This window comes from Bradyrhizobium sp. Cp5.3 (assembly GCF_000426265.1).
Lineage (GTDB): Bacteria > Pseudomonadota > Alphaproteobacteria > Rhizobiales > Xanthobacteraceae > Bradyrhizobium > Bradyrhizobium neotropicale.
This window is the reverse complement of record NZ_AUFA01000001.1, coordinates 155,867-182,397: the sequence shown is the minus strand read 5'-3', so window position 1 is coordinate 182,397 and position 26,531 is coordinate 155,867. Positions and strand designations below refer to the sequence as shown.

The window sequence follows — 26,531 nt, the reverse complement described above, 5'->3', positions numbered from 1 at the left end:
GTTCGTCATGCCCGGGCTTGCCCGGGACAAGCCCGGCCATGACGTCGTGGAAAGTTCGCTGCCCCAAGCGACAAAAATTTCGCAGCCGCCACCGTCTGCGCGTCCAATAGGTAGAGAGCGGCCGGATCCACGGCGCTGTCTTGCGCGACTGGAATGTTGGCTGAGATGAAAAGGTTGCTCGTGGCCGCGATGGCGGCCGGACTGGCATCGCATGCCTTTGCCGCCGATGCCCCGGCGGCAAAGCCTGCGCTCAAGGCGCCGGCGCCTGCCGGCTTCAACTGGACCAGCTGCTATGTCGGCGTCCAGGGCGGCGGCGCCTGGGGCAAAAGCGAGCACGTCGCCCGCGCCGGTAACGTCTCCGGCCCAACGATTACCGGCATGTTCGATCTCTCCGGCACCGTCGCGGGCGGGGCCGTCGGCTGCGATTTCCAGATCGAAAAGACGGTGCTGGGTTTCGAAAACGATGCCTCCTGGACGAACAAGCATGGGAGCGCGCCAGACCAGCCGCCCTTCAACGTCGCGGCGACGAGCAGCACCCGCGAGAAGTGGATCGACATGTTTCGCGGCCGCATCGGCTACGCGCTCGATCAGTTTCTGATCTATGGCACCGCCGGCGTCGCCTTCGCCGGCACCGACGTCACTGTGTCCGATCCAGCCGGGGCCGTAACCGAGTCCAGGACGCGGACCGGTCTGGCGGCCGGACTCGGTGCTGAATGGGCTGCCTGGACAGACACCTGGGGCGCCGTGAGCTTCAAGCTCGAATATGTTCACACCGATTTCGGCAGTAAGCGATATTTCGAGGCGAGGCCCCCGCTTGGAGCTGCTCTAGTTGCTACACGCGATGTCCGGCTGACCGACGATATCGTCCGTGCCGGTGTGAACGTCCGGTTCAACTGGGATAGCCCTGTCGTCACCAAAAACTAAACCGGCGGCTCAGCCTTTTCCTTCGCGCTTGCCGTCGTCCAGCGGTACCACCGTGCCCTTGCCGCTCATCGCCGACAGCGTCTCGAGCGTCTCCTCGCAGAAATCGGCCACCATCTGCTCGTGCCGGGCGCCGAGGCGAAGCAGCAGCAGATTGCCGAGGTCGAGCACACCCTCCGCCGTCCCCTCCGGAAAACGCTTCTTCAGGATGCGCTCGTAATTGGCGTGGCGGTCGCGGTGGTGCTCCAGCCGATCCATCAAGTCGGTGCGCAAGGGCTCGATGTCGATGCTGTCGAGCGCATGCAGCCGGACCAGGAGGTCGTCCTTGATCGAGGGCGGTGTGCTTGGCCGCGCGGCCCAGTGCCGCAGCGCTGTTCGCCCTTCCGGAGTGAGCGTATAGATGAGTTTATTGGGCTTGCCGGATTGTACGACCTCGCGGCCCTGGATGTAGCCGCGGTCGCGCAGCTTGGAGAGCTCGCGATAGATCTGCTGGTGGTCGGCCTTCCAGAAGAAGCCGATCGAGGAGTCGAATGTCTTGGCGAGCTCGTAGCCCGTCATCGGACGTTCCGTCAGGCATGCGAGAATTGCGTCGCCCAGCGCCATGACACCGGCTCCCTTATGAGGTCCCGACCAATTGACTTGACTTTATGCATATCGGCGCATATGCGTCAATGTGCATATGACGGCAGGCCGTTTGCCGGCCGGCGTCGGCCTTCGGGCTACTGTGCATGGGGTTGTTTTCACGTTTTTTGCCATGGCCCCTTAATCATGGGAGGCACCCTGACAATGACCGGCCTCGACTCCTGGTACGGCTACATGAAGTCTCATGACCGCGCCGCGCTCTGGGACCTGCTGCATCCTGACGCCGTCTTCGAAAGCCCCGTCGTGCACACGCCGCAGCGCGGGCGCGACATCACCTTCAAATATCTCTCCAGCGCCGAGAAGGTGCTCGGCGGTCCCGGCTTCACCTATGTCGGCGAGTGGAAGAGCGCCAACGGCGCCGTGCTCGAATTCAAGAACGTCATCGACGGCATCGAGATCAACGGCGTCGACATCATCACCTTCGACACTGACGGCCGCATCACCCATTTCAAGGTGATGGTGCGCCCGCTCAAGGCCATCAACATGCTGCATCGCCTGATGGCGGAGCAGCTCGCCGCCCAATCATGACCCTGCCCTGAGGTTGCAGAACCCGCTAAGCTCGCGGGCAGGCGCTGCGCCGCAGGTATCAAGCAAATATCACCACGAACGGCCCCATGCCGGGAGAACGCCATGCCGATCTATAAAGCTCCAATCGAAGACGTGAACTTCCTCTTCAACGACGTCTTCCAGATCGACCGCTACGACAATCTGCCGGGCTTCTCCGATGCGTCGAGCGACGTGCGCGAGGCGATCCTCGGCGAGGCCGCCAAGCTTGCCGAAGAGGTGCTGCAGCCGCTCAACCGCGTCGGCGATCTCGAGGGCTGCAAGCGCGCAGACGACGGCAGCGTCACCACGCCGAAGGGCTTCAAGGACGCGTTCAAGCAGGTCGCCGAGGGCGGCTGGCTCGGCCTGTCGGCGCCGCAGGAGTTCGGCGGCCAGGGTCTGCCGGTGACGCTGAGCCAGGCCGTCAACGAATTCCAGATATCCGCCAACATGGCGTTCTCGATGTATGGCGGCCTCACCATGGGCGCGACCGCCGCGCTGCTGGTGCACGGCACGCCGGAGCAGAAGAAGACCTACGTGCCGAAGATGGTGGCAGGCGAGTGGACCGGCACCATGAACCTCACCGAGCCGCATTGCGGCACCGACCTCGGCATGCTCCGCACCAAGGCGGTGCGCCAGGCCGACGGCAGCTTCAAGATCACGGGCACCAAGATCTTCATCTCGGCCGGCGAGCACGATCTCGCCGACAACATCATCCACCTCGTGCTCGCCCGTATCGAGGGTGCGCCTGCCGGCATCAAGGGCGTTTCGTTGTTCGTGGTGCCGAAGTTCCTCGTGAATGCCGATGGCTCGATCGGCGCCCGCAATGGCGTGGTCTGCGGCTCGATCGAGCACAAGATGGGCATCCACGGCAATTCCACCTGCGTGATGAACTACGACAGCGCCACCGGCTGGCTGATCGGCGAAGAGAACAAGGGCATGCAGGGCATGTTCGTGATGATGAACGAGGCCCGCCTCGGCGTCGCCGTGCAGGGCCTCGCGCAGTCCGAGGTCGCCTATCAGAACGCCGTCGCCTATGCCCGCGAGCGCATCCAGGGCCGCGCGCTCACCGGCGTCAAGGCGCCGGACAAGCCGGCCGATCCGATCATCGTGCATCCCGACGTGCGCCGCACGCTGCTCTCGATCCGCGCCTTCAACGAGGCCGCGCGCGCCTTCGTAATTTGGACCGCGCTGAAGAGCGATGTCGCGCATCGCTCCGAAGATGCCAAGGACCGCCAGGCCGCCGACGATCACATGGGCCTGATGACGCCGGTGCTGAAGGGCTTCCTCACCGACTACGGCTTCGCCAACGCGGTGCAGGCGCAGCAGATGTATGGCGGCCACGGCTACATCGCCGAGCAGGGCATGGAGCAGTTCGTGCGCGACGCCCGCATCGCCATGATCTATGAAGGCGCCAACGGCATCCAGGCGCTCGACCTCGTCGGCCGCAAGCTGCCGCGCGACGGCGGCCGCGCCATCATGGCATTCTTCGGCGAGGTCATGGCCTTCGCCAAGGAGAATGGCGGCGACGAGGCGCTCAAGCCCTATATCGCGCCGCTGTCGACCGCGCTCGGCCATCTCCAGCAGGCCACCACCTGGCTGATGCAGAACGCGATGATGAAGCCGGACAATGCCGGCGCCGCCGCGACCGACTACATGCATCTCTTCGGCTTCGTCGCGCTCGGCTACATGTGGGCGCGGATGGCCAAAGTGACCCAAGCCAAGATTGCCGAGAGCGGACCCACGCCCTATCTCTCGACCAAGCTCGTCACCGGCCGCTTCTTCATGGAGCGGATGCTGCCGGAGACGGCCGCCAATCTCGCCCGCATCCAGTCCGGCTGCGCAACCATCATGGAACTGCCCGCGGAAGCGTTCTGAGCCTGCTTCCGCTGCCTGCTCCCAACAACTGTCAGATTCCGAATATCACATCAGGAGGGCGTCATGCCTGAGGCATTCATCTACGACCACGTCCGGACTCCCCGCGGCCGCGGCAAGCCGGACGGCGCGCTGCACGAGGTGACGGCGCTTGCGCTCGCCACCGTGCCGCTGAAGGCGCTGAAGGACCGCAACAACCTGCCGGTGGATTCCGTCGACGACGTCGTGCTCGGCGTGGTCGATCCCGTCGGCGAAGCGGGCTCCGACATCGCGCGCTTCGCGGCGCTCAAAGCGGGTCTCGGCGAGGCTGTGCCCGGCGTGCAGATCAGCCGCTTCTGCGCCTCTGGTCTCGACGCCGTGAATTTTGCCGCGGCGCAAGTGATGAGCGGCCAGCATGAGCTCGTGATCGGCGGCGGCGCCGAATCGATGAGCCGCGTCGGCATCGGCGCCTCCGGCGGTGCCTGGCCGATGGATCCGTCGATGGCGGTGCCGGCCTACTTCATGCCGCAGGGCGTCTCGGCCGACCTGATCGCGACCAAGTACGGCTTCTCGCGCGACGACGTCGACGCCTATGCGGTGCAGAGCCAGCAGCGCGCCGGCAAGGCCTGGGACGAGGGCCGCTTCAACAGGTCCGTGGTGCCGGTGAAGGACATCAACGGCCTCACCATCCTGGCCAAGGACGAGCACATGCGTCCCTCGACCACGATGCAGTCGCTGGCACAGCTGCAGCCGTCGTTCACGATGATGGCGCAGATGGGCGGCTTCGACGGCGTCGCGGTGCAGTCGCATCCGGAGATCGAGCGCGTCAACTACGTGCACCATGCCGGCAACTCCTCGGGCATCGTGGACGGCGCTGGCGCGGTCCTGCTCGGCAGCAAGGAAGCGGGTGCGAAATACGGCATGAAGCCGCGCGCAAAGATTCGCGCCTTCGCCAATATCGGCTCGGAGCCCGCGATGATGCTGACCGGTCCGGTCGACGTCACCGAGAAGCTGTTCGCGCGCTCGGGCATGAAGAAGTCGGACATCGACCTGTTCGAGCTCAACGAGGCCTTCGCCTCGGTGGTGCTGCGCTATATCCAGGCCTTCGATATCGACAACGCCAAGATCAACGTCAATGGCGGTGCCATCGCGCTCGGCCATCCCCTCGGCGCAACCGGTGCGATGATCCTCGGCACCGTGCTCGACGAGCTCGAGCGTACCAACAAGTCCACCGCGCTGGTGACGCTGTGCATTGGCGGCGGCATGGGCACCGCCACCATCATCGAGCGCGTGTAACGAGCATTGTTGCGTAGGGTGGGTTAGCGAAGCGTAACCCACCACTTCTTTCGCCGTGGACTGGTGGATTACGCCTTCGGCTAATCCACCCTACGAGATCTCAAGTCAAACCGCCGCGCCTGAGATCGGCTGCGGCACCGAGGAGCAACCAACATGGCTTACAAGAACTTCAAGGTTGAGACCGACGCCGAGGGCATTGCGCTCGTCACCTGGGACATCCCGGGCCGTTCGATGAACGTGCTCGACGAGACCTCGACCAACGAGCTCGACGCGATCGTCAAGGACACGACGGCTGACGCCGCGGTGAAGGGCGTCGTCATCACCTCGGCCAAGGAGGCGTTCTGCGCCGGCGCCGACCTGTCGATGCTCGAGGGCATGAACCAGGCCTACGCCAAGGTCTTCAAGGAGCAGGGCGAGACCGCGGCGAACCAGATGCTGTTCGAGCAGAGCCGGCGCTTCTCGCAGGTGCTGCGCTCGATCGAGACTTCCGGCAAGCCGTGGGCGGCCGCGATCAACGGCCTCGCGCTCGGTGGCGGCTTCGAGATCACGCTGTGCTGCCACTATCGCGTGGCGGCGGAGAATCCCAAGACGCGGCTCGGCCTGCCCGAGGTCAAGGTCGGCCTGTTCCCCGGCGCCGGTGGCACGCAGCGCGTGCCGCGCCTCGTGCCGCCGCAGGATGCGATGACGATCCTGCTCAAAGGCGATCCGGTCACCATCGAGAAGGCCAAGGCGCTGAATCTGATTCACGCCATCGTGCCGGCCGGCGACCTCATCAAGGCGGCGAAGGACTGGATCAAGGGTGGCGGCAAGGCGGTCGCGCCCTGGGACGAGAAGGGATTCAAGCTGCCCGGCGGCCCGGTGTTCTCCAAGGCCGGCATGATGATGTTCCCGGCCGGCAACGCGATCTATCGCCGCGAGACCTACGACAACTATCCGGCCGCGCGCGCGATCATGAGCTGCGTCTATGAGGGGCTGCAGTTGCCGATCGACGCGGCGCTGCGCGTCGAATCGCGCTACTTCACCTCGGTGCTGCGCTCGAAGGAAGCGGCCGCGATGATCCGCAGCCTGTTCCTGTCGATGCAGGAGCTGAACAAGGGCGCGCGCCGTCCGAAGGACGTGCCGCCGACCAAGGTGAAGAAGATCGCCGTGATCGGCGCCGGCTTCATGGGCGCGAGCGTCGGCTACGTCTCGGCCCGCGCCGGCCTCGACGTCGTCCTGATCGACCGCGACCAGGAGAGCGCCGACAAGGGCAAGGCGCATGCGCAGAAGGCGATCGAGGATCAGATCAAGAAGGGCCGCGCCAAGCCCGCCGATGCCGAAGCGCTGCTCGCGCGCATCACGGCGACCCCTGACTATGCCGCGCTGAAGGACGTCGACCTCGTCATCGAGGCCGTGTTCGAGGATCGCAAGGTCAAGGCCGAGACCTTCGCCAAGGCGCAGCAGTATCTTAAGCCCGACGTGATCTTCGCGTCGAACACCTCGACGCTGCCGATCACCTCGCTCGCGGAAGGATTCAAGGACCAGGGCAAGTTCGTCGGCATTCACTTCTTCTCGCCGGTCGAGAAGATGATGCTGGTCGAGATCATCCTCGGCAAGAACACCGGCGACGTCGCACTCGCAACCGCGCTCGACTATGTCCGCACCATCGGCAAGACGCCGATCGTGGTCAACGACAGCCGCGGCTTCTTCGCCAACCGCTGCGTCGGCCGCTACGTGGCCGAAGGCAACGAGATGTTCCTCGAGGGCGTGCCGCCGGCGATGATCGAGAATTGCGCCAAGATGGCCGGCATGCCGGTCGGCCCGCTCTCGCTGTCGGACGAAGTCGCGCTCGACCTCGGCCTGAAGATCATGAGGGCGACCGAAGCCGACCTCGGTCCGAACGCCATCAACCCCGATCAGAAGAAGCTGATGGTGGAGATGGTCGAGAAGCAGGGCCGGCTCGGCCGCAAGAACAGCAAGGGCTTCTACGACTATCCGGAGAAGGGCAAGGGCCAGAAGAGCCTGTGGCCCGGTCTCTCGGCGCTTCAGCCCAAGCAGCTCGACCCCGATACGCTGGACGTCGAGGAATTGAAGCAGCGCTTCCTGGTGGTGCAGGCGGTGGAGGCCGCGCGCACGGTTGAGGATCATGTCATCACCGATCCGCGCGAGGCGGATGTCGGCTCGATCCTCGGCTTCGGCTTCGCGCCGTTCACCGGCGGCACGCTGTCCTACATCGACTTCATGGGCACGAAGAAGTTCGTCGAGCTCTGCCACAAGCTCGAAGCCAAATACGGCTCGCGCTTCACCCCGCCGAAGCTGCTCGAGGAGATGGCGGCGAAGGGCGAAACCTTCTACGGCCGCTTCGCGCCGAAGAAGTCGGCTGCAGCCTAGGCGCACTTGTAGCCGCGATTGTGAATCAAGAAGGCCGGATCATCGATCCGGCTTTTTTTGTGTGCGGGCGTGTTCAGCACACGAAGATCTGAGGCGGCGCGATGCACGCGGTGAATGCGGCGCGGCCGATAGCCGCAAACGCGCATCTGGCTTTTCTGTCAGGTTTGTGGAACCCGTCACAGAGCTCGCCAAGAAAAGCATGCATGGTTGGAACGTTGCGGCGTCGCGCAGAGTTTATCTGCGCGCCAAAGCGGCGCCGTTCTTTTGCTCGGCCTTGGTACTACTCCTTGGCACTACTCTTGCTCCCGAACCGGTCATGAACTTGCGAATCGACCTTGTTGGGACGCTTGCCGATCTGCCGGCAAGTTGAAAATCAATGAAGAAAGTGTTCCGCAATGAACTCTCTGGTGTTCCAGAAGACTGCGCTCGATCGTGAGCTCGCCCCGAAACATGCTGCCGCGCCTTCGCCGCGGCAGAGGCCTGCGCGTCTGCGCCGCAAAGGGCCGGTGTTCTGGGCAGTCGCGGCGTTACTTGTGCTGGCGGCGGATTTTCTGCTCGCGCTCTTCACCTGGCTCGCCGTCGATTTCGTGATGAGCTGAAACGTCCGGCGCGTGCAGCAGATAGGTCGCGGCGAGATAAGCCAGCTGGCAGATGGCAAGACAGGCGGCAATGGTGGTCACGCCTGCGACGAGGCCGAACTCGTAGGACCGGAGAACGATTGCAGAGAAGATTGCGACCACCGGTGCGATCAAGACCAGCGCCCAGATCCTGAAAACGAAGCCGCTCGCCGCGCCCACCAACGCGCTAGCAACGATCAGGATGAACGCAACCGCCAAGTTCCACTCCGATGAGAATACAAATAATCCTCAATCAATGCCGCCAAGCTTGCCCGCTTCGCAGGTAGTAACAAGACAGCATTCCTGACCATTCGGCGAACAGTGTTCATAAGTCTAAGGAGAGGTACGATAATCCTGACTTCGTTGCCGATTGCGATAACAGAAAGGCCGGATCATTGATCCGGCCTTTCGGCATTCGATACGCGGCGCCTCACGCGGCCTGCGCCAGCCCCTCCTTCTTCAGGGCTTCTTGCACCTTCGGCCGTGCAGCGACGCGGGCCTTGTAGGCGGTGAGGTTCGGCATCGCGGAGAGGTCGAACTTCATCTTGTCGGCCCAGGTCAGCATCGTGAAGAGATAGCCGTCGGCCACCGTGAACTGCTTGCCCATGAGATAGTCGCGGCCGGCGAGCTGGCTGTCGATGTATTTCAGCTTGCCCATGACGCGGTCCTTGAAGAACGCCTTGGCCTCGTCGTTCAGCGCCGGCGCGAACAGCGGACCGAAGCTCTTGTGCACCTCGGAGGTGAGGAAGTTCAGCCACTCCAGCAGCTTGTAGCGGTCGGAACTGTCGCGGGTCGGCGCCAGTGCCTTGCTTGACGCCTGGTCGGCGATCATCTGGACAATGACCGGCCCTTCGGTCACGATCTCGCCGCTGGGAAGGCCCAGCGCGGGCACCTGGCCCTTCGGATTCACCTTCAGATAATCCTCACCATTTTCGAGCTTCTTGGCGCGGATATCGACCTTGACCAGCTCGTAGGGCAGGTCGGCTTCGAGCAGCGCGATGTGGGGGGAGAGTGAGCAGGCGCCGGGTGAATAATACAGTTTCATGGAATTTCCTCCTCTTGACGCTTGGTTGGGGCGAAGGAACGCCTACATGCATTTGCATGTAATAGTCAAGATTGATGCAGGTGCATCGAGTGGGGTAAGAACGGGCGACGAGTTTGAGCTTGACCATGAAACGTAAACCATCGACCGAGGCAACTGGTGCCTGGATCCGTCTGATGCGGGTGCAGAGCCGTGTGCTCGACTGCGTCGAGCAGGACCTCAAGAAGGCCGGCTTTCCGCCCCTGGCCTGGTATGACGCGCTCCTGGAACTGTCGCGCGCGCCGGCCGGCGAGCTGCGCCCGGTGGAGCTCGAACGGCAGATGCTGATCCCGCAATATTCGACCTCGCGCCTGATCGACCGCCTGGTCGACGAAGGGCTCGCCTCGCGCCGCGAATGCAAGATCGACAAGCGCGGCCAGTTTGTCGAGATAACGGAGGCGGGCCGCGAGTTGCAGAAGCGGATGTGGGGTGCATACTCCACCGCGATCGAGAAATATGTCGGCTCGAAACTGTCGGATACCGACGCCGTCAAGCTCAGTGCCCTGCTCGACCGCCTGGGTTGCTCATGCGGCGAGATGAAACTGCCGCCCGTTCACGAAAGCACGCCGTCGCGATGATCGCGCGGCAAACCAACACGGCCGCGCACCCGGTGGGTTCGCGGACCATCCCTGTCACCCGCGCGCGTTCGGTCGAAGCGCTTTTGATTAGAGTTTGAAATGGCGCGAGACCAGATCGATATGACGCCGCTGCAATCGCGTGACGAGCTCGTCACGTGGTTCGAGGACGGCTGCAAGGCCCCGTCCGAATTCCGCCTCGGCACCGAGCATGAGAAGACGCCGTTCACGCTGGACGAGCACCGGCCGGTTCCTTACGAGGGCGCGCGCGGCATCGGCGCGCTGCTCGAAGGCATGAAGCTCCTGCTCGGCTGGGAGCCGATCATGGAGAAGGGCAACATCATCGGGCTCTACGACGTCACCGGCGGCGGTGCGATCTCGCTCGAGCCGGGCGGCCAGTTCGAGCTGTCCGGCGCGCCGGTCGAGACCGTTCACCAGACCCAGGCCGAGCTGATGGCGCATCTGGCGCAGGTGCGCGAGATCGCAGCCCCGCTCGGCATCGGCTTCCTTGGACTCGGCATGACCCCGTCCTGGTCGCGCCCCGACATCCCGGTGATGCCGAAGGGCCGCTACAAGATCATGAGCAACTACATGCCGAAGGTCGGCCAATACGGCCTCGACATGATGTTTCGGACCTGCACGGTGCAGACCAATCTCGACTTCTCCTCGGAAGCCGACATGGTCAAGAAGCTGCGGGTGTCGCTCGCGCTCCAGCCGGTCGCGACCGCGCTGTTCGCCAACTCGCCGTTCACCGAAGGCAAGCCCAACGGCTTCCTCTCCTTCCGCTCCGAGATCTGGCGCGACACCGACAATGCGCGCTCGGGCATGATGCCGTGGGCGTTCGAGGACGGCATGGGGTTCGAGCGCTATGTCGACTACGCGCTCGACGTGCCCATGTATTTCGTCAAGCGCGGCGACGATTACATCGACGTCGCCGGCTCCTCGTTCCGCGCCTTCTTCGACGGCCGCAACAACAATTTGCCCGGCGAGCGTCCGACGCTGTCGGACTGGGCCAACCACCTCTCCACGATCTTCCCCGAGGTGCGGCTGAAGCGCTATCTCGAGATGCGCGGCTCCGACGGCGGCCCGTGGGGCCGGCTGCCGGCACTGCCAGCGTTCTGGGTCGGGCTGCTCTACGACGACGTGTCGCTCGATGCCGCCTGGGACATCGTGAAGCACTGGAGCGCGCATGAGCGCCAGGCGCTGCGCGACGACGTGCCCCGCTTCGGCTTCAAGTCGCGGATCAGGGACCGCTATCTCTTCGAGATCGCCAAGGAGTGCCTCGTTCTGGCACATGCGGGTCTGCGCCGGCGTGGCCGGATCGACCATCTCGGCCGCGACGAGACCCGTCATCTCGAGCCGCTCGATCGCATCATCGATGCCGGCCGGACGCCGGCCGAGGAGATGCTGGACAAGTTCAACGGCCCCTGGAACGGCTCGGTGGAACCGGCCTACGAGGAATACGCTTTCTAGAGCATGATCCGGACCCGAACGGCCGCGTTCGCGCAAAGTGCGCGGCGGTTCTCCGAAAAGATCATGCTCAAACAATAACCTAAAGCGCGATGACGATTCATCCCGATCTCATCGCGCTTTGGCCTGACCGGCGACAGCAGGTCTCAAGGCCGTTCATCGCCCATACAGGTTTGCGGCGATCAAATGACCGGCTGAAAAACGCAAGCATCGTCAATAACTCGAGAGCTGTTCGGATGGGGAAGGGCCGCCTGCCTGGGGCCGTCGTGGCAAGCGTCGTGGCATGCGTCACGCTGGCGCTCACGCTTGCGTGGACGCAAGTGCGCGCCCAGACCGCATTCGACCGACCCGGCGGCGACTATTTCAGCACACCGGTCGCCTCTGGCGATCCGGCGGATTGTGCACTGCTCTGCGAGCGCGACCGGCGCTGCCACTCCTGGAGCTTCAGCTATCCCGACGTCGAAGGCGGGTCGGCGGTGTGCTGGCTCAAGAACACCGTGCCGCCGCGCGTGCCGGAAAATTGCTGCATCTCCGGTGTGCGCGGCGCCGGCGTGATCGAGCCGCGCATCGAGGGCGTGGAGACGTCGATCGACCGTCCCGGCGGCGACCTGCGCAGTTTCGAGCTCAAGGTCGGCGAGGGCGAGGAGGCCTGCAAGGCCGCCTGCACCGCCGACAACAAATGCCGCGCCTTCACCTATGCCCGTCCCGGCTATACCGGCCGGGAGGCGCGCTGCTTCCTGAAAAAGGAGATCAAGCCGCCGCGCCGCAAGGCGGGGTTCACGTCGGGTGTGGTGCGGTAAAGCGCAAGCTCTCAACGTCGTCATTGCGAGTTGCGCTCGCAATGACGACGAGGCTGTATCGTGCGCCAAATATTCAGGGCCGTAGGGTGGGCAAAGGCGCGTTTGCGCCGTGCCCACCATGTCACAGCGACTACGGTTGGTCGTGGTGGCACGGCGCGCGAAGAGCGCGCCTTTGCCTACCCTACGGCGTCCTCACTCCGCCTTTATCACCGTAATCTCCGGCCACAGCGCCTTCCATCGCGCGGCTTTCACGGCGTAGTTCGCGGCGGAGAAATTCGGGCCCGGATTGGGGCGCGCGATCAATCCTGCGACATCGTCGAAGCCGTGCGGCGCATAGACATCGAAATCCCCGCCGACGCGCCTGACACCGACTTGCGTGTTCTGCGTCAGAAAGCGGTCGATCCCTTCGGTCGAACAGGTCAGTGGCGGATAGGGCAGGCCATGCTTGCCGGGGTACCATAGATGCACGCGCGCCTGGTTGCGCGCCTCGACCTTGACCCCGAGATGCGCGAGCCGCGCCTGCAGCGTGCGGATCACCGCGTCCTCGGCCTCCCATGAGGTGTCGGGATCGAAATAGAACACGTCATAATCGGCGATGCCGTGATCGACTGCGCGGCCCGTGAGCACATTCCACGCCGTCTGCACCAGGCATCCCGACACCAGCCACGCATCCGGCAGCGCGAGCTGCGCCAATTCATCGATGATGGCAACATTGACTGGATTCTTCAGCGCCAGGGCGAGGAACCGCGCCGAGTCCATCGCTTCGCTCACGCGTTCTCACCCGAATCGTATTTCGCGCACGTCGCCTTCGACGCGAGCGCACGCCAGCGCCGCCGCAGGAACGGCTCGATAATCGCGCGCTTCGCCTTGGACAGGCGGATCAGCACGATCGGGTAGACGGCGTAGTGATCGGTGAAATAAAAGATGTTTGGCTGGCTTTCGACCAGCATGGCGCGCTCGTCGACGGGGACATCCGGCATCACCAGGCTGTCGCCGTCCTCCTTCAGCCGCGCGAGCATCTTCTTGCGCACCTTCAGCGCCGGCGTGCCGTAGGAGCTGCCGTCCTCGACCTCCGGCCACGTCAGCGCAAATTTTCTGACGTCGTCGAAGGTCACGAGGAGTGGCTCAGTGCACGGCGGTGAAGAACCGCGCAAGGCGGAAGCCGGAGAGCCAGGTCCACACCGGCTGGCCGCGCATGCCGAGGTCCCAGGAGCCGAGCACGGCGTCGGCACGGCCGACCAGATTGTCGATCGGCAAGAGGCCGACGCCGCCGGAGCGCAGCGGCACGCGGCTGTCGGCGGAATTGTCCCGGTTGTCGCCGAGCACGAAGAGATGGCCGGCAGGCACCGTCACCTCCGGCGTGTTGTCGAGCGGACCGTTGTCGCGCATCTTGAAGATCAGATGCGACACCCCGTTCGGCAGTGTCTCGACATAGCGATAGGCGGGCTCGCTGCTGCCATTGTCGTCCTCGGCCGAGCCGACGCCGTCCGGCTTCAGCTCGGCGGGGCGGTCATTGATGAAGAGCTGACCCTGGCGCATCTGGATGCGGTCGCCGGGCAGACCAACGACGCGCTTGACCCAGGCCTGCGAGCGGTCGCCGGGCCAGCGGAACACCACGACGTCGCCGCGCTTCGGCGTCTCGGCGAACACGCGGCCGGTTTCGGGCAGGTTGATCTGAATCGGCAGCGACGAGGTGCCGTAGCCATAGGGGAATTTCGAAGCGAGCAGCGCATCGCCGATCAGCAGCGTCGGCTCCATCGAGCCCGACGGCACGTAGAACGGCTCGGCCAGCGCGCCCTTGGCGATGAACACGGCGGCGACGATGCCGGCGAGCTGCACGAACTGCCCGCGCCAGGTGCTGGACTTCGGCTTGCTTGTCTTCGGCTGGCTGGTCTTCGGCTCGGTGGTGGTCGCGCTCATTTTCTCCACACTCATGCGCCGGTGCCTCCGACCGTAATGCGTTCCATCAACAGCGTCGGCTGGCCGACGCCGACCGGCACGCCCTGGCCGTTCTTGCCGCAGGTGCCGATGCCGGTGTCGAGCGCGAGATCGTTGCCGATCGCGCGGATGCGGTGCAGGTCGGTCGGACCGTTGCCGATCAGCATGGCGCCCTTCAGGGGCGCGCCGATCTTGCCGTTCTCGATCTTGTAGGCCTCGGTGCACTGGAACACGTATTTGCCCGAGGTGATGTCGACCTGGCCGCCGCCGAAATTCGCGGCGAACACGCCGTTCTTGACCGAGGCGATGATCTCGCCCGGCTCGCGGTCGCCCGCGAGCATGTAAGTGTTGGTCATGCGCGGCATCGGCACATGGGCATAGCCCTGGCGGCGTCCGTTGCCGGTCGGCTTCATGTTCATCAGACGCGCGTTCTGGCGGTCCTGCATGTAGCCGACCAGAATGCCGTCCTCGATCAGCACGGTCCGGTTGGTCGGCGTGCCTTCGTCGTCGATCGACAGCGAGCCGCGCCGCGAGGCCATCGTGCCGTCGTCGACCACGGTGACGCCCTTGGCCGCGACCTGCTGGCCCATCAGGCCGGCGAAGGCCGAGGTCTTCTTGCGGTTGAAGTCGCCTTCGAGGCCATGGCCGACCGCTTCATGCAGCATCACGCCGGGCCAGCCGGCCCCGAGCACGACGTCCATCTCACCGGCGGGCGCCGGAATCGATTCCAGATTGACCAGCGCCTCGCGCAGCGCGCCATCGGCGGCTTCGCGCCAGTTCCTGGACTCGATGAATTCGGCATAGCCGGCGCGGCCGCCATAGCCCTTGCTGCCGCTCTCCTGACGGTCGCCCTGGCCGGCGACGACGGAGACGTTCACGCGCACGAGCGGACGGATGTCGCGATAGCTCTCGCCATCGGGACGCAGGATCTCGACGACCTGCCAGGTCGCGCCGAGGCTGACGCTGACCTGCCGCACCCGCGGATCCTTGTCGCGCAAATAAGCGTCGATCTCGGCGAGCAGCTTGACCTTGGTCTCGAAGCCCGGGGCATCGAGCGGATTGTCATCGGCATAGAGCCGCACATTGGTGTGTGGCGGGGGGCTTGCGAAGCTGCCGGAATAGCCGCCGCGCACGGCGGCGACTGCATCGGCGGCGCGAATCAGCGCCGGCAGCGACACGTCGGAGGAATGCGCGTAGCCGACCGCATCGTCCTTGACGGCGCGCAGGCCGAAACCCTGCGAGGTGTCATAGGTCGCCTGCTTGAGCCGCCCATTGTCGAACATCAGCGCTTCGGTCTGGCTGTATTCCAGGAACAGTTCGCCGTCGTCGGCGCCCGAAAGCCCGCGCGCGACCTCGTTGCGAACCTGGTCGCGATCGAGATTGGCGCGGTCGAGCAGGGAGGTCGTGGCAGGGTTGGTCATCTGTCCGTCCATTATCGGGGGATGTGAGGCAAGATAATGGTTTCGGGTGCATTCCGCGAGGGGGCGCACCGTCACATTACGGAAACGATAGGTACGGCTCTCCGTCATTGCGAGCGCAGCGAAGCAATCCAGAATCCCTCCGCGGAGACAGCCTGGATTGCTTCGCTGCGCTCGCAATGGCAATCGGGGCAAAGGCGCGCGCCACCCTTTCAGTCGGCATGCCCGGGCTTGTCCCGGGCATCCACATCCACGTCCGTCCTCGATCGCGGTGGTGCGTGGATGGCCGGGACAAGCCCGGCCATGACGGCGCTGATGGTGGGAGAGAAAAGGAGGCGCGGGGCGTGTGGCGCCCTACGGCAACTTGTCATATCCCTCGCCCAGCCCGTTCAGGCTGAGCGGGAAGCCGATGCCTTCCTCGGGGGTCTCGAAGATGATGAAGGTGGCGGTCTTGGCGCTGCGGAGCTGGCCGAGCAGCTTGTCGTCCATGACGACCTCGGCGACGCAGCCATTGGGCAGGCAGCGGACGAAGCCGGCGCGGCCGACGTCCTGGTTGTCGAGCTTGAGACCGAGGCCGGAGGGCAGCAGCACGCCGAGCGGGGCGACCACCCGCATCAGCCGGCTCTTCTGGTCGGCGGTCTTCAGCACGATCACGGTCAGGCCGGCATTGGAGCGGTCCTCGGCGACCACGCTCTGGATCAGGGCGCATTGCTCGGTCTGGGCGCCCGGCGGGGTGTCGCAGCGGATCTGCCAGTCGCCATGGACGGAGCGCACCGCGCCCTGCGCATGGGCGAGACCGGGCAGGGCGAGGAGCAGAACCGCAGCCAGCAGGGCTGCGAGGGTCCTGAGGCTGTTAGCCGGCCTTGCCATGCATGTCGAAAGCCCCATCGGGGTCGGTCCCTTTAATCGCTTGGGTCGCTGGTCCCTTCAGGACTGATACGGGAATGAGGGCGGCTTGAAGGCGCTTCCCAAGCAAATCTCGCGCCGCGCCAGCCGTCTCGCCCCCGATCCGAATCAGGTTCCGGCGCGGCGGTTGACCAGTGCCTACCGCGGGCAATCCCGCTGTCAAGCCGCGGCATCCCGGGAAACGGTATTTTTGTCTGAACTTACTAGGAAATATCTTGCGGGTGACGACTGACAGACAGGGCTCAAGACTGCATTGCGATAGATCAAGAATTATGGTTTGAGAGGCTTGATTTCGGCGTTCTAGCGATCTGGCCCCAATTCCTCTTAGAGGTATTCTTGAGCGGCGGTTTGTCAGACGGACGAATCGAATAAGCGTTTCCCATCAAGAGGGGGGCGCACTTGGGGTGATTTCGTAAGGGGAGCGCGACGGCATGAGGATGTCGATGGGCCGTGTGGGCCGGCACTTGCTGGGAGTGGCCGTAGCTGGCCTGACGCTGGCGACGGGCGGAGCGGCATTTGCCGAGCTGGGCCAGCCGCAGCCGTGGGAATGGACTCTGCAGGCCTCCGGCTCGCCAGTGATGGACAACATCGTCTGGTTCCACAATTTCCTGTTCGTCCTGATCGCCGCCATCACGCTGTTCGTCCTGGCGCTGCTGGTGATCGTGGTCATCAAGTTCAACGCGAGGGCCAATCCGGTGCCGTCGCGGACCACCCACAACACGCTGATCGAGGTGGTCTGGACGCTGGTGCCGGTGCTGATCCTGGTCGGCATCGCGGTGCCGTCGTTCCGCCTGCTGTTCCTCCAGTTGGACGTGCCGAAGGCGGACCTCACCATCAAGGCCACCGGCAAGCAGTGGTACTGGTCCTACGCCTATCCGGACAACGGCAAGTTCGAGTTCGACTCGCTGATGGCGCAGGACAAGCAGCCGCGGCTGCTCGGCGTCGACAACGAGATGGTGGTGCCCGTCAACAAGGTGATTCGCGTCCAGACCACCGGCGCCGACGTCATCCACGCCTTCGCGGTGCCGTCCTTTGGCGTCAAGATCGACGCCATCCCCGGCCGGCTGAACGAGACCTGGTTCAAGGCCACCAAGACCGGCATGTATTACGGCCAGTGCTCGGAGTTGTGCGGCAAGGATCACGCCTTCATGCCGATCGCGGTGCGCGTGGTCTCCGACCAGGAGTTCGCCTCCTGGGTTGAATCGGCCAAGAAGAAATTTGCGAGCGGCGGCACCAGCACTTACGCCTCCGCCGCCGGCCCGACGCAGTAAGCGAAGGGCTAAGGGGACTGAACGCGACTTGAAGGGCGGGACCGCAACAAGGTCCGAATGGGACGCAAGGCAGGATTTGAAAATGGCAACGAGCGCAGCGGCACACGGCGATCACGCGCATGACGAGCACGCCCATCCGACCGGATGGCGGCGCTACGTCTATTCGACCAACCACAAGGACATCGGCACGATGTACCTGATCTTCGCGGTCATCGCCGGCATCATCGGTGCCGCGATGTCGATCGCGATCCGTGCCGAGCTGATGTATCCGGGCGTGCAGATCTTCCACGAGACCCACACCTACAACGTCTTCGTGACCAGCCACGGCCTGATCATGATCTTCTTCATGGTCATGCCGGCGATGATCGGCGGCTTCGGCAACTGGTTCGTGCCGCTGATGATCGGCGCGCCGGACATGGCGTTCCCGCGCATGAACAACATCTCGTTCTGGCTGCTGCCGGCCTCCTTCGCGCTGCTGCTGTGCTCCACCTTCGTCGAGGGTGAGCCGGGCGCCAACGGCGTCGGCGCCGGCTGGACCATGTATGCGCCGCTGTCGACCTCGGGCCATCCGGGTCCGGCCGTCGACTTCGCGATCCTGTCGCTGCACCTTGCCGGTGCCTCGTCGATCCTCGGCGCCATCAACTTCATCACCACGATCTTCAACATGCGCGCGCCGGGCATGACCCTGCACAAGATGCCGCTGTTCGTGTGGTCGATCCTGGTGACCGTGTTCCTGCTGCTGTTGTCGCTGCCGGTGCTCGCCGGTGCGATCACCATGCTGCTCACCGATCGCAACTTCGGCACAACCTTCTTCGCGCCCGATGGCGGCGGTGATCCCGTGCTGTTCCAGCACCTGTTCTGGTTCTTCGGTCACCCCGAGGTCTACATCCTGATCCTGCCCGGCTTCGGCATGATCAGCCAGATCGTGTCGACCTTCTCGCGCAAGCCCGTGTTCGGCTATCTCGGCATGGCCTACGCCATGGTCGCGATCGGCGGCATCGGCTTCGTGGTGTGGGCGCACCACATGTACACGGTCGGCATGTCTTCGGCGACGCAGGCCTATTTCGTCGCCGCCACGATGGTGATCGCGGTCCCGACCGGCGTGAAGATCTTCTCCTGGATCGCCACAATGTGGGGCGGCTCGATCGAATTCCGCGCCCCGATGATCTGGGCGATCGGCTTCATCTTCCTGTTCACGGTCGGCGGCGTCACCGGCGTCGTGCTGGCGAATGCCGGCGTCGACCGCGTGCTGCAGGAGACCTACTACGTCGTCGCGCACTTCCACTACGTGCTGTCGCTCGGCGCCGTGTTCGCGATCTTCGCCGGCTGGTACTACTGGTTCCCGAAGATGTCGGGTTACATGTACAATGAGGCACTCGCGAAGTTGCACTTCTGGGTCACCTTCATCGGCGTCAATCTGGTGTTCTTCCCGCAACACTTCCTCGGCCTGTCGGGCATGCCGCGCCGCTATGTCGACTATCCCGATGCCTTCGCAGGCTGGAACTACATCTCGTCGCTCGGCTCCTACATCTCCGGCTTCGGCGTCCTGATCTTCCTCTACTGCGTGTTCGACGCCTTCATGAAGAAGGTGCCGGCGGGCAACAATCCCTGGGGTGCGGGTGCGACCACGCTGGAGTGGACGCTGTCCTCGCCGCCGCCCTTCCACCAGTTCGAAGTGCTGCCGCGCGTGCAGTAAGCAAACGCCCGCGGCGCCTGTCATGGGCGCCGCGGCTCTAAAGCGAAGCGAGTAGAATTAAGTGTCCGTCCTCGATCATAACGCCATCGACATCGGTCCCCGGATCTCCGAGGCGGAGGTTGGTGATTATATCGCGCTGCTCAAGCCGCGGGTGATGTCGCTCGTGATCTTCACAGCGCTGGTCGGGATGGCGATGGCGCCGGGGCATTTCCACCCCGTGCTGGCGATCACCTCGCTGCTCTGCATCGCCGTCGGCGCCGGCGCGTCCGGCGCGCTCAACATGGCGCTCGAGGGCGATGTCGACGCCAAGATGTCGCGCACGGCGAACCGGCCGATCCCGCGCGGCCGCATCACCCGGCCCGAGGCGATGACGTTCGGCATGACGCTCGCCTTCTTCTCGGTGATGACGCTCGGCATCCTCGTCAACTGGATCGCGGGCGCGCTGCTCGCCTTCACGATCTTCTTCTACGTCGTCATCTATACGATGCTCCTGAAGCGCTGGACCGCGCAGAACATCGTGATCGGGGGCGCCGCCGGCGCGTTGCCGCCGGTGGTGGCCTGGGCCGCCGTGACCGGCACGGTGGACGTCGAGCCGCTGCTGCTGTTCGCCATCATCTTCTTCTGGACCCCGCCGCATTTCTGGGCGCTGGCGCTGTTCCGGTCCGATGACTATGCCCGCGCCGGCATTCCGATGCTGCCCAACGTCGCCGGTCCCGATGCGACGCGGCTCCAGATCCTGCTCTACACGATCGTTCTGATCGCGGTGGCCGCAGCGCCCTGGGCGCTCGGCTATTTCGACGCCATTTACGGCGTCACCTCGCTGATCCTCGGTGCCGGCATGCTGGTGCTCGCGATCAACGTCTATATGCGTCGCGAGCGCAGCCAGTCGCTGCGCGCGACCCGCAAGCTGTTTGCTTTTTCCATCCTTTATCTGTTCGCGCTGTTTGCGACCCTGCTCGCCGAGGTCGTGTTCCGAGCGCTTGCTCCGATGGCAGGGGGCGCATGATAACGGAATGGCCGACAAGCAAGATCCAGATGGAATCGTCCTCACCGAGGCACAGAAAAGGAGCCGTCGTCAGCGCTCGATCGCGATCGCGCTCGCGCTCGGCGTGCTCGTGGTGCTGTTCTTCGCCGTCACCATGGTCAAGGGACCGGCAGTGCTAGTTCGGCCGTTGTAGGAAAGATGGATCAGCAACCGACCATATCGCGGGATGAGAGCCGGACGGCGGGAAAGCGCCGTGGCCTTGGTCGCGATGCGCTGGTCGCCTCGATCTGCGGCGGCGTGGTCGCGCTGATGGTCGGCGCATCCTACGCCGCGGTGCCGTTCTATAACTGGTTCTGCCGCGCCACCGGCTTCAACGGCACGACGCAGGTCGCGACCTCGGCGCCAGCCACCGGACCGATCGCGCGCAAGATCTCGGTGCGCTTCGACTCCAACGTCGCGCCCGGCCTGCCCTGGAAGTTCGAGCCGGAGCAGAGCGAGGTCGAGGTCAATATCGGCCAGGTCACGACCGTCTACTATACGGTGACCAACCAGGCCGCGCGCACCACTGCAGGCCAGGCCGCCTACAACGTCGCGCCGCTGACGGTCGGATCCTATTTCCAGAAGATCAACTGCTTCTGCTTCACCGAGCAGACCATGGCGCCCGGCGAGAAGCGGGAGATGCCGGTGGTGTTCTACGTCGACCCGTCGATCGTCGACGACCCCGAAAATGATGGGCTGAACACGATCACGCTGTCCTATACGTTCTATCCGGTGCGCGAGCCGGTGGTGAAGCCGCTCGCCTCGGGCGACGGTGACAAACGCAAGGGAAATCTCTGATTGCCGGGTGCACGTACCGGGGGTTGGATCTAAGGGGATAAGTGCCGGACAGGCACGGGATTGAGGAGACAGACGGCAATGGCCACAGCGCAAGGCAAGCATCACGACTATCACCTCGTCGATCCCTCGCCGTGGCCGGCGGTCGGCTCGATCTCGGCCTTCGTCATGGCGTTCGGTGCGATCGCCTGGATGCACCACATGTTCGCGGCCGCGCCGATCATCTTCGGTGTCGGCACTGTCGGCGTGCTCTACACCATGGCGAGCTGGTGGGCCGACGTGATCAAGGAAGCCCAGTACAAGGGCGACCATACCCGCGTCGTGCAGCTCCATCACCGCTACGGCATGATCCTGTTCATCGCCTCCGAGGTGATGTTCTTCGTCGCCTGGTTCTGGGCCTATTTCAACGCCGCGCTGTTCCCGGCCGATGCCGTCCACGCCACCCGCGATGCGGTGTTCGGCTGCGGCCTCGGCACCCAGGCCGGCGCCTGCTCCGTGCCGGGCACCTGGCCGCCCCACGGCATCGAGACCTTCGATCCCTGGCACCTGCCGCTGCTCAACACGCTGATCCTGCTGACCTCCGGCACCACGGTGACCTGGGCCCACCACGCGCTGCTCGAGAATGACCGTCAGGGCCTGAAGTACGGCCTGATCCTCACCATCCTGCTCGGTGCGACCTTCACCTGCGTGCAGGCGTACGAGTACAGCCACGCGGCGTTCTCGTTCGCCGGCAACGTCTACGGCGCGACCTTCTTCATGGCGACCGGCTTCCACGGCTTCCACGTGCTGGTCGGCACCGTGTTCCTGATCGTCTGCCTGGCGCGCGCCTATGCCGGCCACTTCACGCCGAAGCAGCACCTCGGCTTCGAGTTCGCCGCCTGGTACTGGCACTTCGTCGACGTGGTCTGGCTGTTCCTGTTCCTCTGCATCTATGTCTGGGGACGCGGCGCCGAGACCATGGCCCACGGCGCGCACTGACGCCGCGACGGATCGATCAAGAAAGGGCGGCCGGAAGGCCGCCCTTTTGCTTTCACGCGCGGCAAGTTTCGGCAGAACTGTGATAGGCTCCTTCATCATGAACGATACGGCCGGTACCCCCGAATCCCAGACCACGGTCCTGCAAAGCGCGATGCGCGGTCTTGCCTGCAAATGCCCGCGCTGCGGCGAGGGCAAGCTCTATGCGGGCTTCCTGACGCTCGCCCCGCGGTGCGACCATTGTGGCCTCGACTACGCCTTCATCGATTCCGGCGACGGCCCCGCGATCTTCATCATCATGCTGGCCGGCGCGATCGTGGTCGGCTGTGCGCTCGTCGTCGAGGTCAAGTATCAACCGCCATTCTGGCTTCACGCCGTGCTTTGGCTGCCGCTGATCCTCGCGACCACGCTGTTGCCGCTGCGCGCGATGAAGTCACTCTTGATCGCCCTGCAGTTCCACCACAAGGCGGCGCCCGGCCGGTTGATCGACCGCGCGAAATGAACGGGACTGCGCGCAAGCCTCGCGTGGCCGGCTTCGCGCTGTTCACGCTGATGATGATGGCATTCTTCATCGCGCTGGGCGTCTGGCAGTTGCAGCGCCGCGCCGCCAAGCATGAGTTGATCGACGCGCTCACCGAACGGCTCGCGGCCGCGCCGATCGCGTTGCCGCCGCCGGCGCAATGGGCTGCGCTCAATGCCGCAAGCGACGAATTCCGCCGCGTCAGCTTCACCGCGACCTACGCGCCGCTTCCGGATGCGATGGTCTATTCGTCCGGCTCCGCCGTGCGCAAGGATGCCTCCGGCCCCGGTACCTGGGCCTTCCTGCCGGCGCGCCTGCCGACCGGCGAGATGGTCGTGATCGATGCGGGCTTCGTCGAGAACACGATGCAGGACCGCGCCGTCGAGGACCGCGCGGTGAAGAAGCTCGTCACCGGCGAGCCCGTCGCGCTCACCGGTTATTTGCGGTTCCCCGAGCCGCCCGGCCTACTGACGCCGGCGGAAAATCGCGACAAGCGGCTGTGGTTCGTGCGCGATCATCTGGCGATCGCAAGCTCACTCGGCTGGGGCGCGGTCGCGCCGTTCTACGTCGACCTGGAGCAGCCGGTGCCCCAGAACGGCGTTCCGCGGCCGGGCCCGCTCGACGTGCATCTGAAGGATGATCACCTGCAATACGCCATCACCTGGTTCGCGCTCGCGCTGGCCGTGCTGATCGCCTTCGGCGTCTGGGTGCGAGGACGGCGGCAAGGTTAGGGGCAAGACCAGGTGCGCCGCGGGGATTCTTCGAAGGAACCCCGTATTTTCCGGGGTTTATTATTAAGCCGATATTCACGAGGCTAGCCCTAGGCCGCCCGGAAATTTTCCTCGGCAGAGAGGATTGCGACGTGAGCGATTTTGATCAGATGGGAATCGTCGTCGACTGGGTGGATGCCTGCCGGAAGGGCGACCTTGCGACGCTGCTCGACCTCTATGCCGATGACGCCGAGCTCGAATGCACATGCAACGACACGCGTCGCTATCGCGGCCGCGGCGAGCTCGAAGCCTATTGGGGGGCGCAGCTGAACGCCTTCTCGTCGGCGGGTTTCGGCCTGGAGGAGATCAGCCCACGGCCGTACGGGGTCGATCTCGAATATTCGGTGGCGCGCTCCCTGTGCATCCGCGTCTCGTTTCACTTCAGTCCGGACGGCAAGATCCACAGCATGCTCTGCAAGCCCGCATGGCAGGCCGCGCGCGACGGCTGTGCATGCTGAAGCGCGATGAGATTAGGATGAATCGTCATCGCGCTTCAGTTTATTGTTGGAGCATGATCTCCGCGCAAACGCGTTCCGCGTTTGTCGCGAGGGAAAACCGCTGCACACTTTTCCGGATCATGCTCTAGCCGGATGCTGGCGCGTCCCGTGCCGGTTCGACCGGCAGGCGGCAACGCACATAGGTGCGCTCGTCCGCGCGCAGCAGGGACAGCGATCCGCTGAGCGCGCGCACCCGCTCGTGCATGCCGGTCAGGCCGCGCCCGAACACGTTCTCGGCCGGAAAGCCGCAGCCGTCGTCGGAAATCTCGATGGCGATCGCGCCGCCATCGACGGTCGCCTGCACATGGGCGCTGCTCGCCCTGGCGTGGCGCAGAACGTTGGTGAGCGCCTCCTGGATCACGCGATAGACGGTCTGCGCCGGCGGCCCCTCGATTCGATCGAGCACCGGATCGAGGGTTGCCGTCAGCTCGATGTTTGGCGCCTGCTTGCGGAAATTCTGGAGCAGCGTCTGCACGCTGGTTCTAAGCCCGAGATCCGAAATGTAGAGCGGCCGCAGCCGGTCGAGGATACGGCGGTTGGCCTGCTGCAGCGCCTCGACCGACAGCAGCACCTGTTGCGTCGGATTTCCGGGATTTCCCGCATCGTTCGGCGCGGCTTCGAGCAATGCGATCGCACCGGCGCGGATGCCGAACAGAAGCGGCCCGAGCTCGTCGTGCAGCTCGCGCGCGAGATCGCGCCGCTCGTCGTCCTGGAGCGACACCAGGCGGTGCAGCAGCTGGCGATTGTCCCGGCTCAATCGTTCGAGCGTGCGCGCCAGCGCATTGGCTTCCTCGCAGCTTTGCCTGATTTCCGGCGGCCCGCCGACAGGAATCGGTTTTGCGTAGTCGCCGCGCCGCATCCGCGTCAGGCCCCGGCCGAGGTTTTCCAGAGGACGTAGCGCTGATCCAGCGAATCCGTATGCGATGATTGCCGTCATCCCGGTGAGCGCGACGATGAAGCAGGTGAGTGCCAGGAAGCCGACCCATTTTTCGAACAGGTCTGCCGACAGGTCGGGCTGGAATAGGATGTCGCCGACATGCTTGCCGTCAATCAGGACAGGTGACGCGGCACTCACGTCTGGAATGGCAAGCAGGTCAGCGAACCATTGCGGGATGCTATGCGTGTCGCGCAACGCATCCTTCGGGGACGGCGATTGACCCGATTCCACAGAGCGGAATTGGATATCGGAAGGCGCGCCGAGAGAATGCACAAATGCATCCAGCGTCTGCCGCGGGTTGTCGGAGGCGCGCAGCGCCTCGTTCAGAGCCGCAGCGACGATAACAGCCGAGCGCCGTCCCGGTTCGTTCTCGTCGGCCAACTGGCCGGTCGCGAACTCGTGCAGCAGTGCGCCGCCCATGATCAGCGCTATGATGAACATCACGCCGAGCGGGAGGAATAATTGGGTCCTGAAGGAGAGCCGCTGCCACATTAGGTCAATTCTAACGCGTATTGGCGGGATTCTCTCTTTCCATTTGTTCCCGCCGGTCTATGACTTCGTCAAACGAGAGTGCGCGATGCAAGATAGTGCCAAAGCCGCTACCCGGGTGCTGATCGTCGACGACCATCCGGTGGTTCTGTCCGGCTGCCGGACCCTGTTCGCCTCCGACCAGTCGATCCGCATCGACGAGGCGAGCGACGCCAAATCCGGTCACCGCGCCTTTATCAGCAAGCGTCCGGACGTGACGGTCATCGACATCAGCCTGCCGGACGTGTCGGGCTTCGAGCTGATGCGGCGGATCCGCAAGGACGACCCGGACGCCAAAATCATCATGTTCAGCATGAACGACGACCCGGCCTTCGTGGTGCGGGCGGTCGAGCTGGGTGCGCAGGGCTACGTCTCCAAGGGCGACGATCCCAGGATTCTGCTGAAGGCGGTGCGCAAGGTGGTCGCGGGCGACAACTTCATCTCGCCGCAACTCGCTGAGGCCGTGACGTTCTCGGGCGCGGCGATCAAGGCCAATCCGGCCTCGCAGATGACACCGCGCGAACTCGAAATTCTCCGCCTGCTTGGCCGCGGCGACAAGATCGTCGAGGTCGCCGAGGCGCTCGGCATCTCCTACAAGACGGTCGCCAACACCACGTCCCTGCTCAAGCAGAAGCTCGGCGCCAAGAACCATTCCGACCTGATCCGGATCGCCGTCGAAATCGGTATGAGCTGATTGTCCCGGCAGGGACCGGACCGGGCGGCTCGGGGCTGCAGCCGGTCCGGCCGGCGGGGATCGGTGCCGTCTCTGGGTTGGGCAATGCGTGGACAAGGCGGACACCATCCGCCGACACAATCGGCGGATGCCGCCGTTGTTCCTGGCATTGCCCGACGATCGGGAAAAAATGGCAAGAAAAGGGAGTGCCACGCTCGCTTGCGTTGAGCGCGGCTAAATCTGCATCGGGAAGAATCGGAACATTTGCAGAGGTACGTCGTTTTTGCCCTTGACGATTTGATGACACGCGGGGAAAGCTCGCGCGAGCAATTCAACGGGTAGGCGTCCCGAACGAGGCAAACGGGTCTGCAAGAAACAACGACAGACCTTCCAAGAGAGGGCTGCGGCATCGCC

At 64.4% G+C, this 26,531-nt stretch carries 27 protein-coding genes; 18 read left to right on the top strand and 9 right to left on the bottom strand.

The genetic code is table 11. The features are described 5' to 3' along the window. Window positions 1-165 precede the first annotated feature (165 nt). Window positions 166-924, top strand: coding sequence for an outer membrane protein (locus tag K289_RS0100855; RefSeq protein WP_027549707.1), 759 nt, complete (start codon window positions 166-168; stop codon window positions 922-924). Window positions 925-933: 9 nt separating this feature from the next. Here the strand turns inward: K289_RS0100855 and K289_RS0100850 are convergent, their stop codons facing one another. Then, window positions 934-1,524, bottom strand: a complete 591-nt coding sequence (locus K289_RS0100850; protein WP_027549706.1) for a PadR family transcriptional regulator — start codon at window positions 1,522-1,524, stop codon at window positions 934-936. A 183-nt stretch (window positions 1,525-1,707) separates the two neighbouring features. On the opposite strand from K289_RS0100850, the gene K289_RS0100845 reads away from it, so the two are divergent. From K289_RS0100845 to K289_RS0100830, 4 genes are all read left to right on the top strand, one after another. Next, window positions 1,708-2,091 (top strand): nuclear transport factor 2 family protein, encoded by a 384-nt coding sequence (locus K289_RS0100845; RefSeq protein ID WP_035683540.1) that lies wholly within the window; start codon window positions 1,708-1,710, stop codon window positions 2,089-2,091. A 102-nt stretch (window positions 2,092-2,193) separates the two neighbouring features. Further along, window positions 2,194-3,984: an acyl-CoA dehydrogenase C-terminal domain-containing protein gene (locus tag K289_RS0100840; RefSeq protein ID WP_027549704.1), complete on the top strand. Its 1,791-nt coding sequence runs from the start codon at window positions 2,194-2,196 to the stop codon at window positions 3,982-3,984. Between the two features lie 63 nt (window positions 3,985-4,047). After that, the gene (locus tag K289_RS0100835; RefSeq protein ID WP_027549703.1) at window positions 4,048-5,256 is read left to right on the top strand and encodes an acetyl-CoA C-acetyltransferase; all 1,209 of its coding nucleotides are present in this window, start codon (window positions 4,048-4,050) and stop codon (window positions 5,254-5,256) included. A 153-nt stretch (window positions 5,257-5,409) separates the two neighbouring features. Beyond that, window positions 5,410-7,626: an FAD-dependent oxidoreductase gene (locus tag K289_RS0100830; RefSeq protein ID WP_027549702.1), complete on the top strand. Its 2,217-nt coding sequence runs from the start codon at window positions 5,410-5,412 to the stop codon at window positions 7,624-7,626. A 527-nt stretch (window positions 7,627-8,153) separates the two neighbouring features. Here the strand turns inward: K289_RS0100830 and K289_RS43760 are convergent. Both K289_RS43760 and gstA read right to left on the bottom strand, forming a co-directional pair. Continuing rightward, window positions 8,154-8,462 (bottom strand): hypothetical protein, encoded by a 309-nt coding sequence (locus tag K289_RS43760; protein WP_027549701.1) that lies wholly within the window; start codon window positions 8,460-8,462, stop codon window positions 8,154-8,156. 211 nt (window positions 8,463-8,673) lie between these two features. Beyond that, window positions 8,674-9,288 carry a glutathione transferase GstA gene (gene gstA / locus K289_RS0100815; protein ID WP_027549700.1) on the bottom strand — a complete coding sequence of 205 codons (615 nt, stop codon included), beginning with the start codon at window positions 9,286-9,288 and terminating at the stop codon, window positions 8,674-8,676. Between the two features lie 125 nt (window positions 9,289-9,413). Between gstA and K289_RS0100810 the strand changes: the two genes are divergently transcribed. The 3 genes from K289_RS0100810 to K289_RS0100800 all read left to right on the top strand — a co-directional run bounded on the left by K289_RS0100810 (window position 9,414) and on the right by K289_RS0100800 (window position 12,169). Continuing rightward, window positions 9,414-9,902 carry a MarR family winged helix-turn-helix transcriptional regulator gene (locus K289_RS0100810; protein WP_027549699.1) on the top strand — a complete coding sequence of 163 codons (489 nt, stop codon included), beginning with the start codon at window positions 9,414-9,416 and terminating at the stop codon, window positions 9,900-9,902. A gap of 99 nt (window positions 9,903-10,001) precedes the next feature. Then, window positions 10,002-11,372: a glutamate--cysteine ligase gene (locus K289_RS0100805; protein ID WP_027549698.1), complete on the top strand. Its 1,371-nt coding sequence runs from the start codon at window positions 10,002-10,004 to the stop codon at window positions 11,370-11,372. A gap of 233 nt (window positions 11,373-11,605) precedes the next feature. Continuing rightward, complete coding sequence (locus tag K289_RS0100800; protein WP_027549697.1) at window positions 11,606-12,169, top strand: PAN domain-containing protein; 564 nt, start codon at window positions 11,606-11,608, stop codon at window positions 12,167-12,169. 192 nt (window positions 12,170-12,361) lie between these two features. On the opposite strand, the gene K289_RS0100795 is transcribed toward K289_RS0100800, so the two are convergent. The 5 genes from K289_RS0100795 to K289_RS0100775 form a co-directional block, all read right to left on the bottom strand. Further along, the gene (locus tag K289_RS0100795; protein WP_027549696.1) at window positions 12,362-12,928 is read right to left on the bottom strand and encodes a nucleotidyltransferase family protein; all 567 of its coding nucleotides are present in this window, start codon (window positions 12,926-12,928) and stop codon (window positions 12,362-12,364) included. Window positions 12,929-12,936: 8 nt separating this feature from the next. Continuing rightward, window positions 12,937-13,284 (bottom strand): MmcQ/YjbR family DNA-binding protein, encoded by a 348-nt coding sequence (locus K289_RS0100790; RefSeq protein ID WP_027549695.1) that lies wholly within the window; start codon window positions 13,282-13,284, stop codon window positions 12,937-12,939. 10 nt (window positions 13,285-13,294) lie between these two features. Then, a complete protein-coding gene (lepB, locus tag K289_RS0100785; protein WP_027549694.1) occupies window positions 13,295-14,104 on the bottom strand; it encodes a signal peptidase I in 810 nt (269 codons plus the stop codon). Continuing rightward, window positions 14,101-15,528, bottom strand: coding sequence for a metalloprotease TldD (tldD, locus tag K289_RS0100780; RefSeq protein WP_027549693.1), 1,428 nt, complete (start codon window positions 15,526-15,528; stop codon window positions 14,101-14,103). The genes lepB and tldD overlap by 4 nt, the downstream gene beginning before the upstream one ends. A gap of 351 nt (window positions 15,529-15,879) precedes the next feature. Next, on the bottom strand, window positions 15,880-16,413 hold the full coding sequence (locus K289_RS0100775; RefSeq protein WP_027549692.1) for an invasion associated locus B family protein: 534 nt from the start codon (window positions 16,411-16,413) through the stop codon (window positions 15,880-15,882). Between the two features lie 449 nt (window positions 16,414-16,862). Here K289_RS0100775 and coxB point away from each other — a divergent pair, with 449 nt between their 5' ends. From coxB to K289_RS0100730, 9 genes are all read left to right on the top strand, one after another. Then, on the top strand, window positions 16,863-17,702 hold the full coding sequence (coxB, locus tag K289_RS0100770; protein ID WP_027549691.1) for a cytochrome c oxidase subunit II: 840 nt from the start codon (window positions 16,863-16,865) through the stop codon (window positions 17,700-17,702). 82 nt (window positions 17,703-17,784) lie between these two features. Next, window positions 17,785-19,398, top strand: coding sequence for a cytochrome c oxidase subunit I (ctaD, locus tag K289_RS0100765; RefSeq protein WP_027549690.1), 1,614 nt, complete (start codon window positions 17,785-17,787; stop codon window positions 19,396-19,398). A gap of 61 nt (window positions 19,399-19,459) precedes the next feature. Continuing rightward, window positions 19,460-20,404: a heme o synthase gene (locus K289_RS0100760; RefSeq protein ID WP_027549689.1), complete on the top strand. Its 945-nt coding sequence runs from the start codon at window positions 19,460-19,462 to the stop codon at window positions 20,402-20,404. A gap of 7 nt (window positions 20,405-20,411) precedes the next feature. Further along, entirely contained in the window at window positions 20,412-20,576 is a 165-nt protein-coding gene (locus tag K289_RS0100755) for a hypothetical protein (RefSeq protein WP_027549688.1), read from the top strand. Between the two features lie 5 nt (window positions 20,577-20,581). Then, entirely contained in the window at window positions 20,582-21,220 is a 639-nt protein-coding gene (locus K289_RS0100750) for a cytochrome c oxidase assembly protein (protein ID WP_027549687.1), read from the top strand. A 78-nt stretch (window positions 21,221-21,298) separates the two neighbouring features. Beyond that, window positions 21,299-22,195, top strand: coding sequence for a cytochrome c oxidase subunit 3 (locus K289_RS0100745; protein ID WP_027549686.1), 897 nt, complete (start codon window positions 21,299-21,301; stop codon window positions 22,193-22,195). 97 nt (window positions 22,196-22,292) lie between these two features. Continuing rightward, the gene (locus tag K289_RS0100740; protein ID WP_027549685.1) at window positions 22,293-22,694 is read left to right on the top strand and encodes a DUF983 domain-containing protein; all 402 of its coding nucleotides are present in this window, start codon (window positions 22,293-22,295) and stop codon (window positions 22,692-22,694) included. Next, entirely contained in the window at window positions 22,691-23,443 is a 753-nt protein-coding gene (locus tag K289_RS0100735) for an SURF1 family protein (RefSeq protein WP_027549684.1), read from the top strand. Before K289_RS0100740 ends, K289_RS0100735 begins: the two co-directional genes overlap by 4 nt. 131 nt (window positions 23,444-23,574) lie before the next feature. After that, window positions 23,575-23,940 carry a nuclear transport factor 2 family protein gene (locus K289_RS0100730; protein WP_027549683.1) on the top strand — a complete coding sequence of 122 codons (366 nt, stop codon included), beginning with the start codon at window positions 23,575-23,577 and terminating at the stop codon, window positions 23,938-23,940. A gap of 124 nt (window positions 23,941-24,064) precedes the next feature. Here the strand turns inward: K289_RS0100730 and K289_RS0100725 are convergent, their stop codons facing one another. Then, window positions 24,065-25,408: an ATP-binding protein gene (locus tag K289_RS0100725; RefSeq protein WP_027549682.1), complete on the bottom strand. Its 1,344-nt coding sequence runs from the start codon at window positions 25,406-25,408 to the stop codon at window positions 24,065-24,067. Window positions 25,409-25,493: 85 nt separating this feature from the next. Between K289_RS0100725 and K289_RS0100720 the strand changes: the two genes are divergently transcribed. Then, window positions 25,494-26,138, top strand: a complete 645-nt coding sequence (locus K289_RS0100720) for a response regulator transcription factor (protein WP_027549681.1) — start codon at window positions 25,494-25,496, stop codon at window positions 26,136-26,138. Window positions 26,139-26,531: the final 393 nt, after the last annotated feature.

Coding starts and splice junctions, on each gene's coding strand:
- K289_RS0100855 (WP_027549707.1), top strand. CDS start 166: ATGAAAAGGTTGCTCGTGGCCGCGATGGCGGCCGGACTGGCATCGCAT.
- K289_RS0100850 (WP_027549706.1), bottom strand. CDS start 1,524: ATGGCGCTGGGCGACGCAATTCTCGCATGCCTGACGGAACGTCCGATG.
- K289_RS0100845 (WP_035683540.1), top strand. CDS start 1,708: ATGACCGGCCTCGACTCCTGGTACGGCTACATGAAGTCTCATGACCGC.
- K289_RS0100840 (WP_027549704.1), top strand. CDS start 2,194: ATGCCGATCTATAAAGCTCCAATCGAAGACGTGAACTTCCTCTTCAAC.
- K289_RS0100835 (WP_027549703.1), top strand. CDS start 4,048: ATGCCTGAGGCATTCATCTACGACCACGTCCGGACTCCCCGCGGCCGC.
- K289_RS0100830 (WP_027549702.1), top strand. CDS start 5,410: ATGGCTTACAAGAACTTCAAGGTTGAGACCGACGCCGAGGGCATTGCG.
- gstA (WP_027549700.1), bottom strand. CDS start 9,288: ATGAAACTGTATTATTCACCCGGCGCCTGCTCACTCTCCCCCCACATC.
- K289_RS0100810 (WP_027549699.1), top strand. CDS start 9,414: ATGAAACGTAAACCATCGACCGAGGCAACTGGTGCCTGGATCCGTCTG.
- K289_RS0100805 (WP_027549698.1), top strand. CDS start 10,002: ATGGCGCGAGACCAGATCGATATGACGCCGCTGCAATCGCGTGACGAG.
- K289_RS0100800 (WP_027549697.1), top strand. CDS start 11,606: ATGGGGAAGGGCCGCCTGCCTGGGGCCGTCGTGGCAAGCGTCGTGGCA.
- K289_RS0100795 (WP_027549696.1), bottom strand. CDS start 12,928: ATGGACTCGGCGCGGTTCCTCGCCCTGGCGCTGAAGAATCCAGTCAAT.
- lepB (WP_027549694.1), bottom strand. CDS start 14,104: ATGAGTGTGGAGAAAATGAGCGCGACCACCACCGAGCCGAAGACCAGC.
- tldD (WP_027549693.1), bottom strand. CDS start 15,528: ATGACCAACCCTGCCACGACCTCCCTGCTCGACCGCGCCAATCTCGAT.
- K289_RS0100775 (WP_027549692.1), bottom strand. CDS start 16,413: ATGGGGCTTTCGACATGCATGGCAAGGCCGGCTAACAGCCTCAGGACC.
- coxB (WP_027549691.1), top strand. CDS start 16,863: ATGAGGATGTCGATGGGCCGTGTGGGCCGGCACTTGCTGGGAGTGGCC.
- ctaD (WP_027549690.1), top strand. CDS start 17,785: ATGGCAACGAGCGCAGCGGCACACGGCGATCACGCGCATGACGAGCAC.
- K289_RS0100755 (WP_027549688.1), top strand. CDS start 20,412: ATGGCCGACAAGCAAGATCCAGATGGAATCGTCCTCACCGAGGCACAG.
- K289_RS0100750 (WP_027549687.1), top strand. CDS start 20,582: ATGGATCAGCAACCGACCATATCGCGGGATGAGAGCCGGACGGCGGGA.
- K289_RS0100745 (WP_027549686.1), top strand. CDS start 21,299: ATGGCCACAGCGCAAGGCAAGCATCACGACTATCACCTCGTCGATCCC.
- K289_RS0100740 (WP_027549685.1), top strand. CDS start 22,293: ATGAACGATACGGCCGGTACCCCCGAATCCCAGACCACGGTCCTGCAA.
- K289_RS0100735 (WP_027549684.1), top strand. CDS start 22,691: ATGAACGGGACTGCGCGCAAGCCTCGCGTGGCCGGCTTCGCGCTGTTC.
- K289_RS0100725 (WP_027549682.1), bottom strand. CDS start 25,408: ATGTGGCAGCGGCTCTCCTTCAGGACCCAATTATTCCTCCCGCTCGGC.
- K289_RS0100720 (WP_027549681.1), top strand. CDS start 25,494: ATGCAAGATAGTGCCAAAGCCGCTACCCGGGTGCTGATCGTCGACGAC.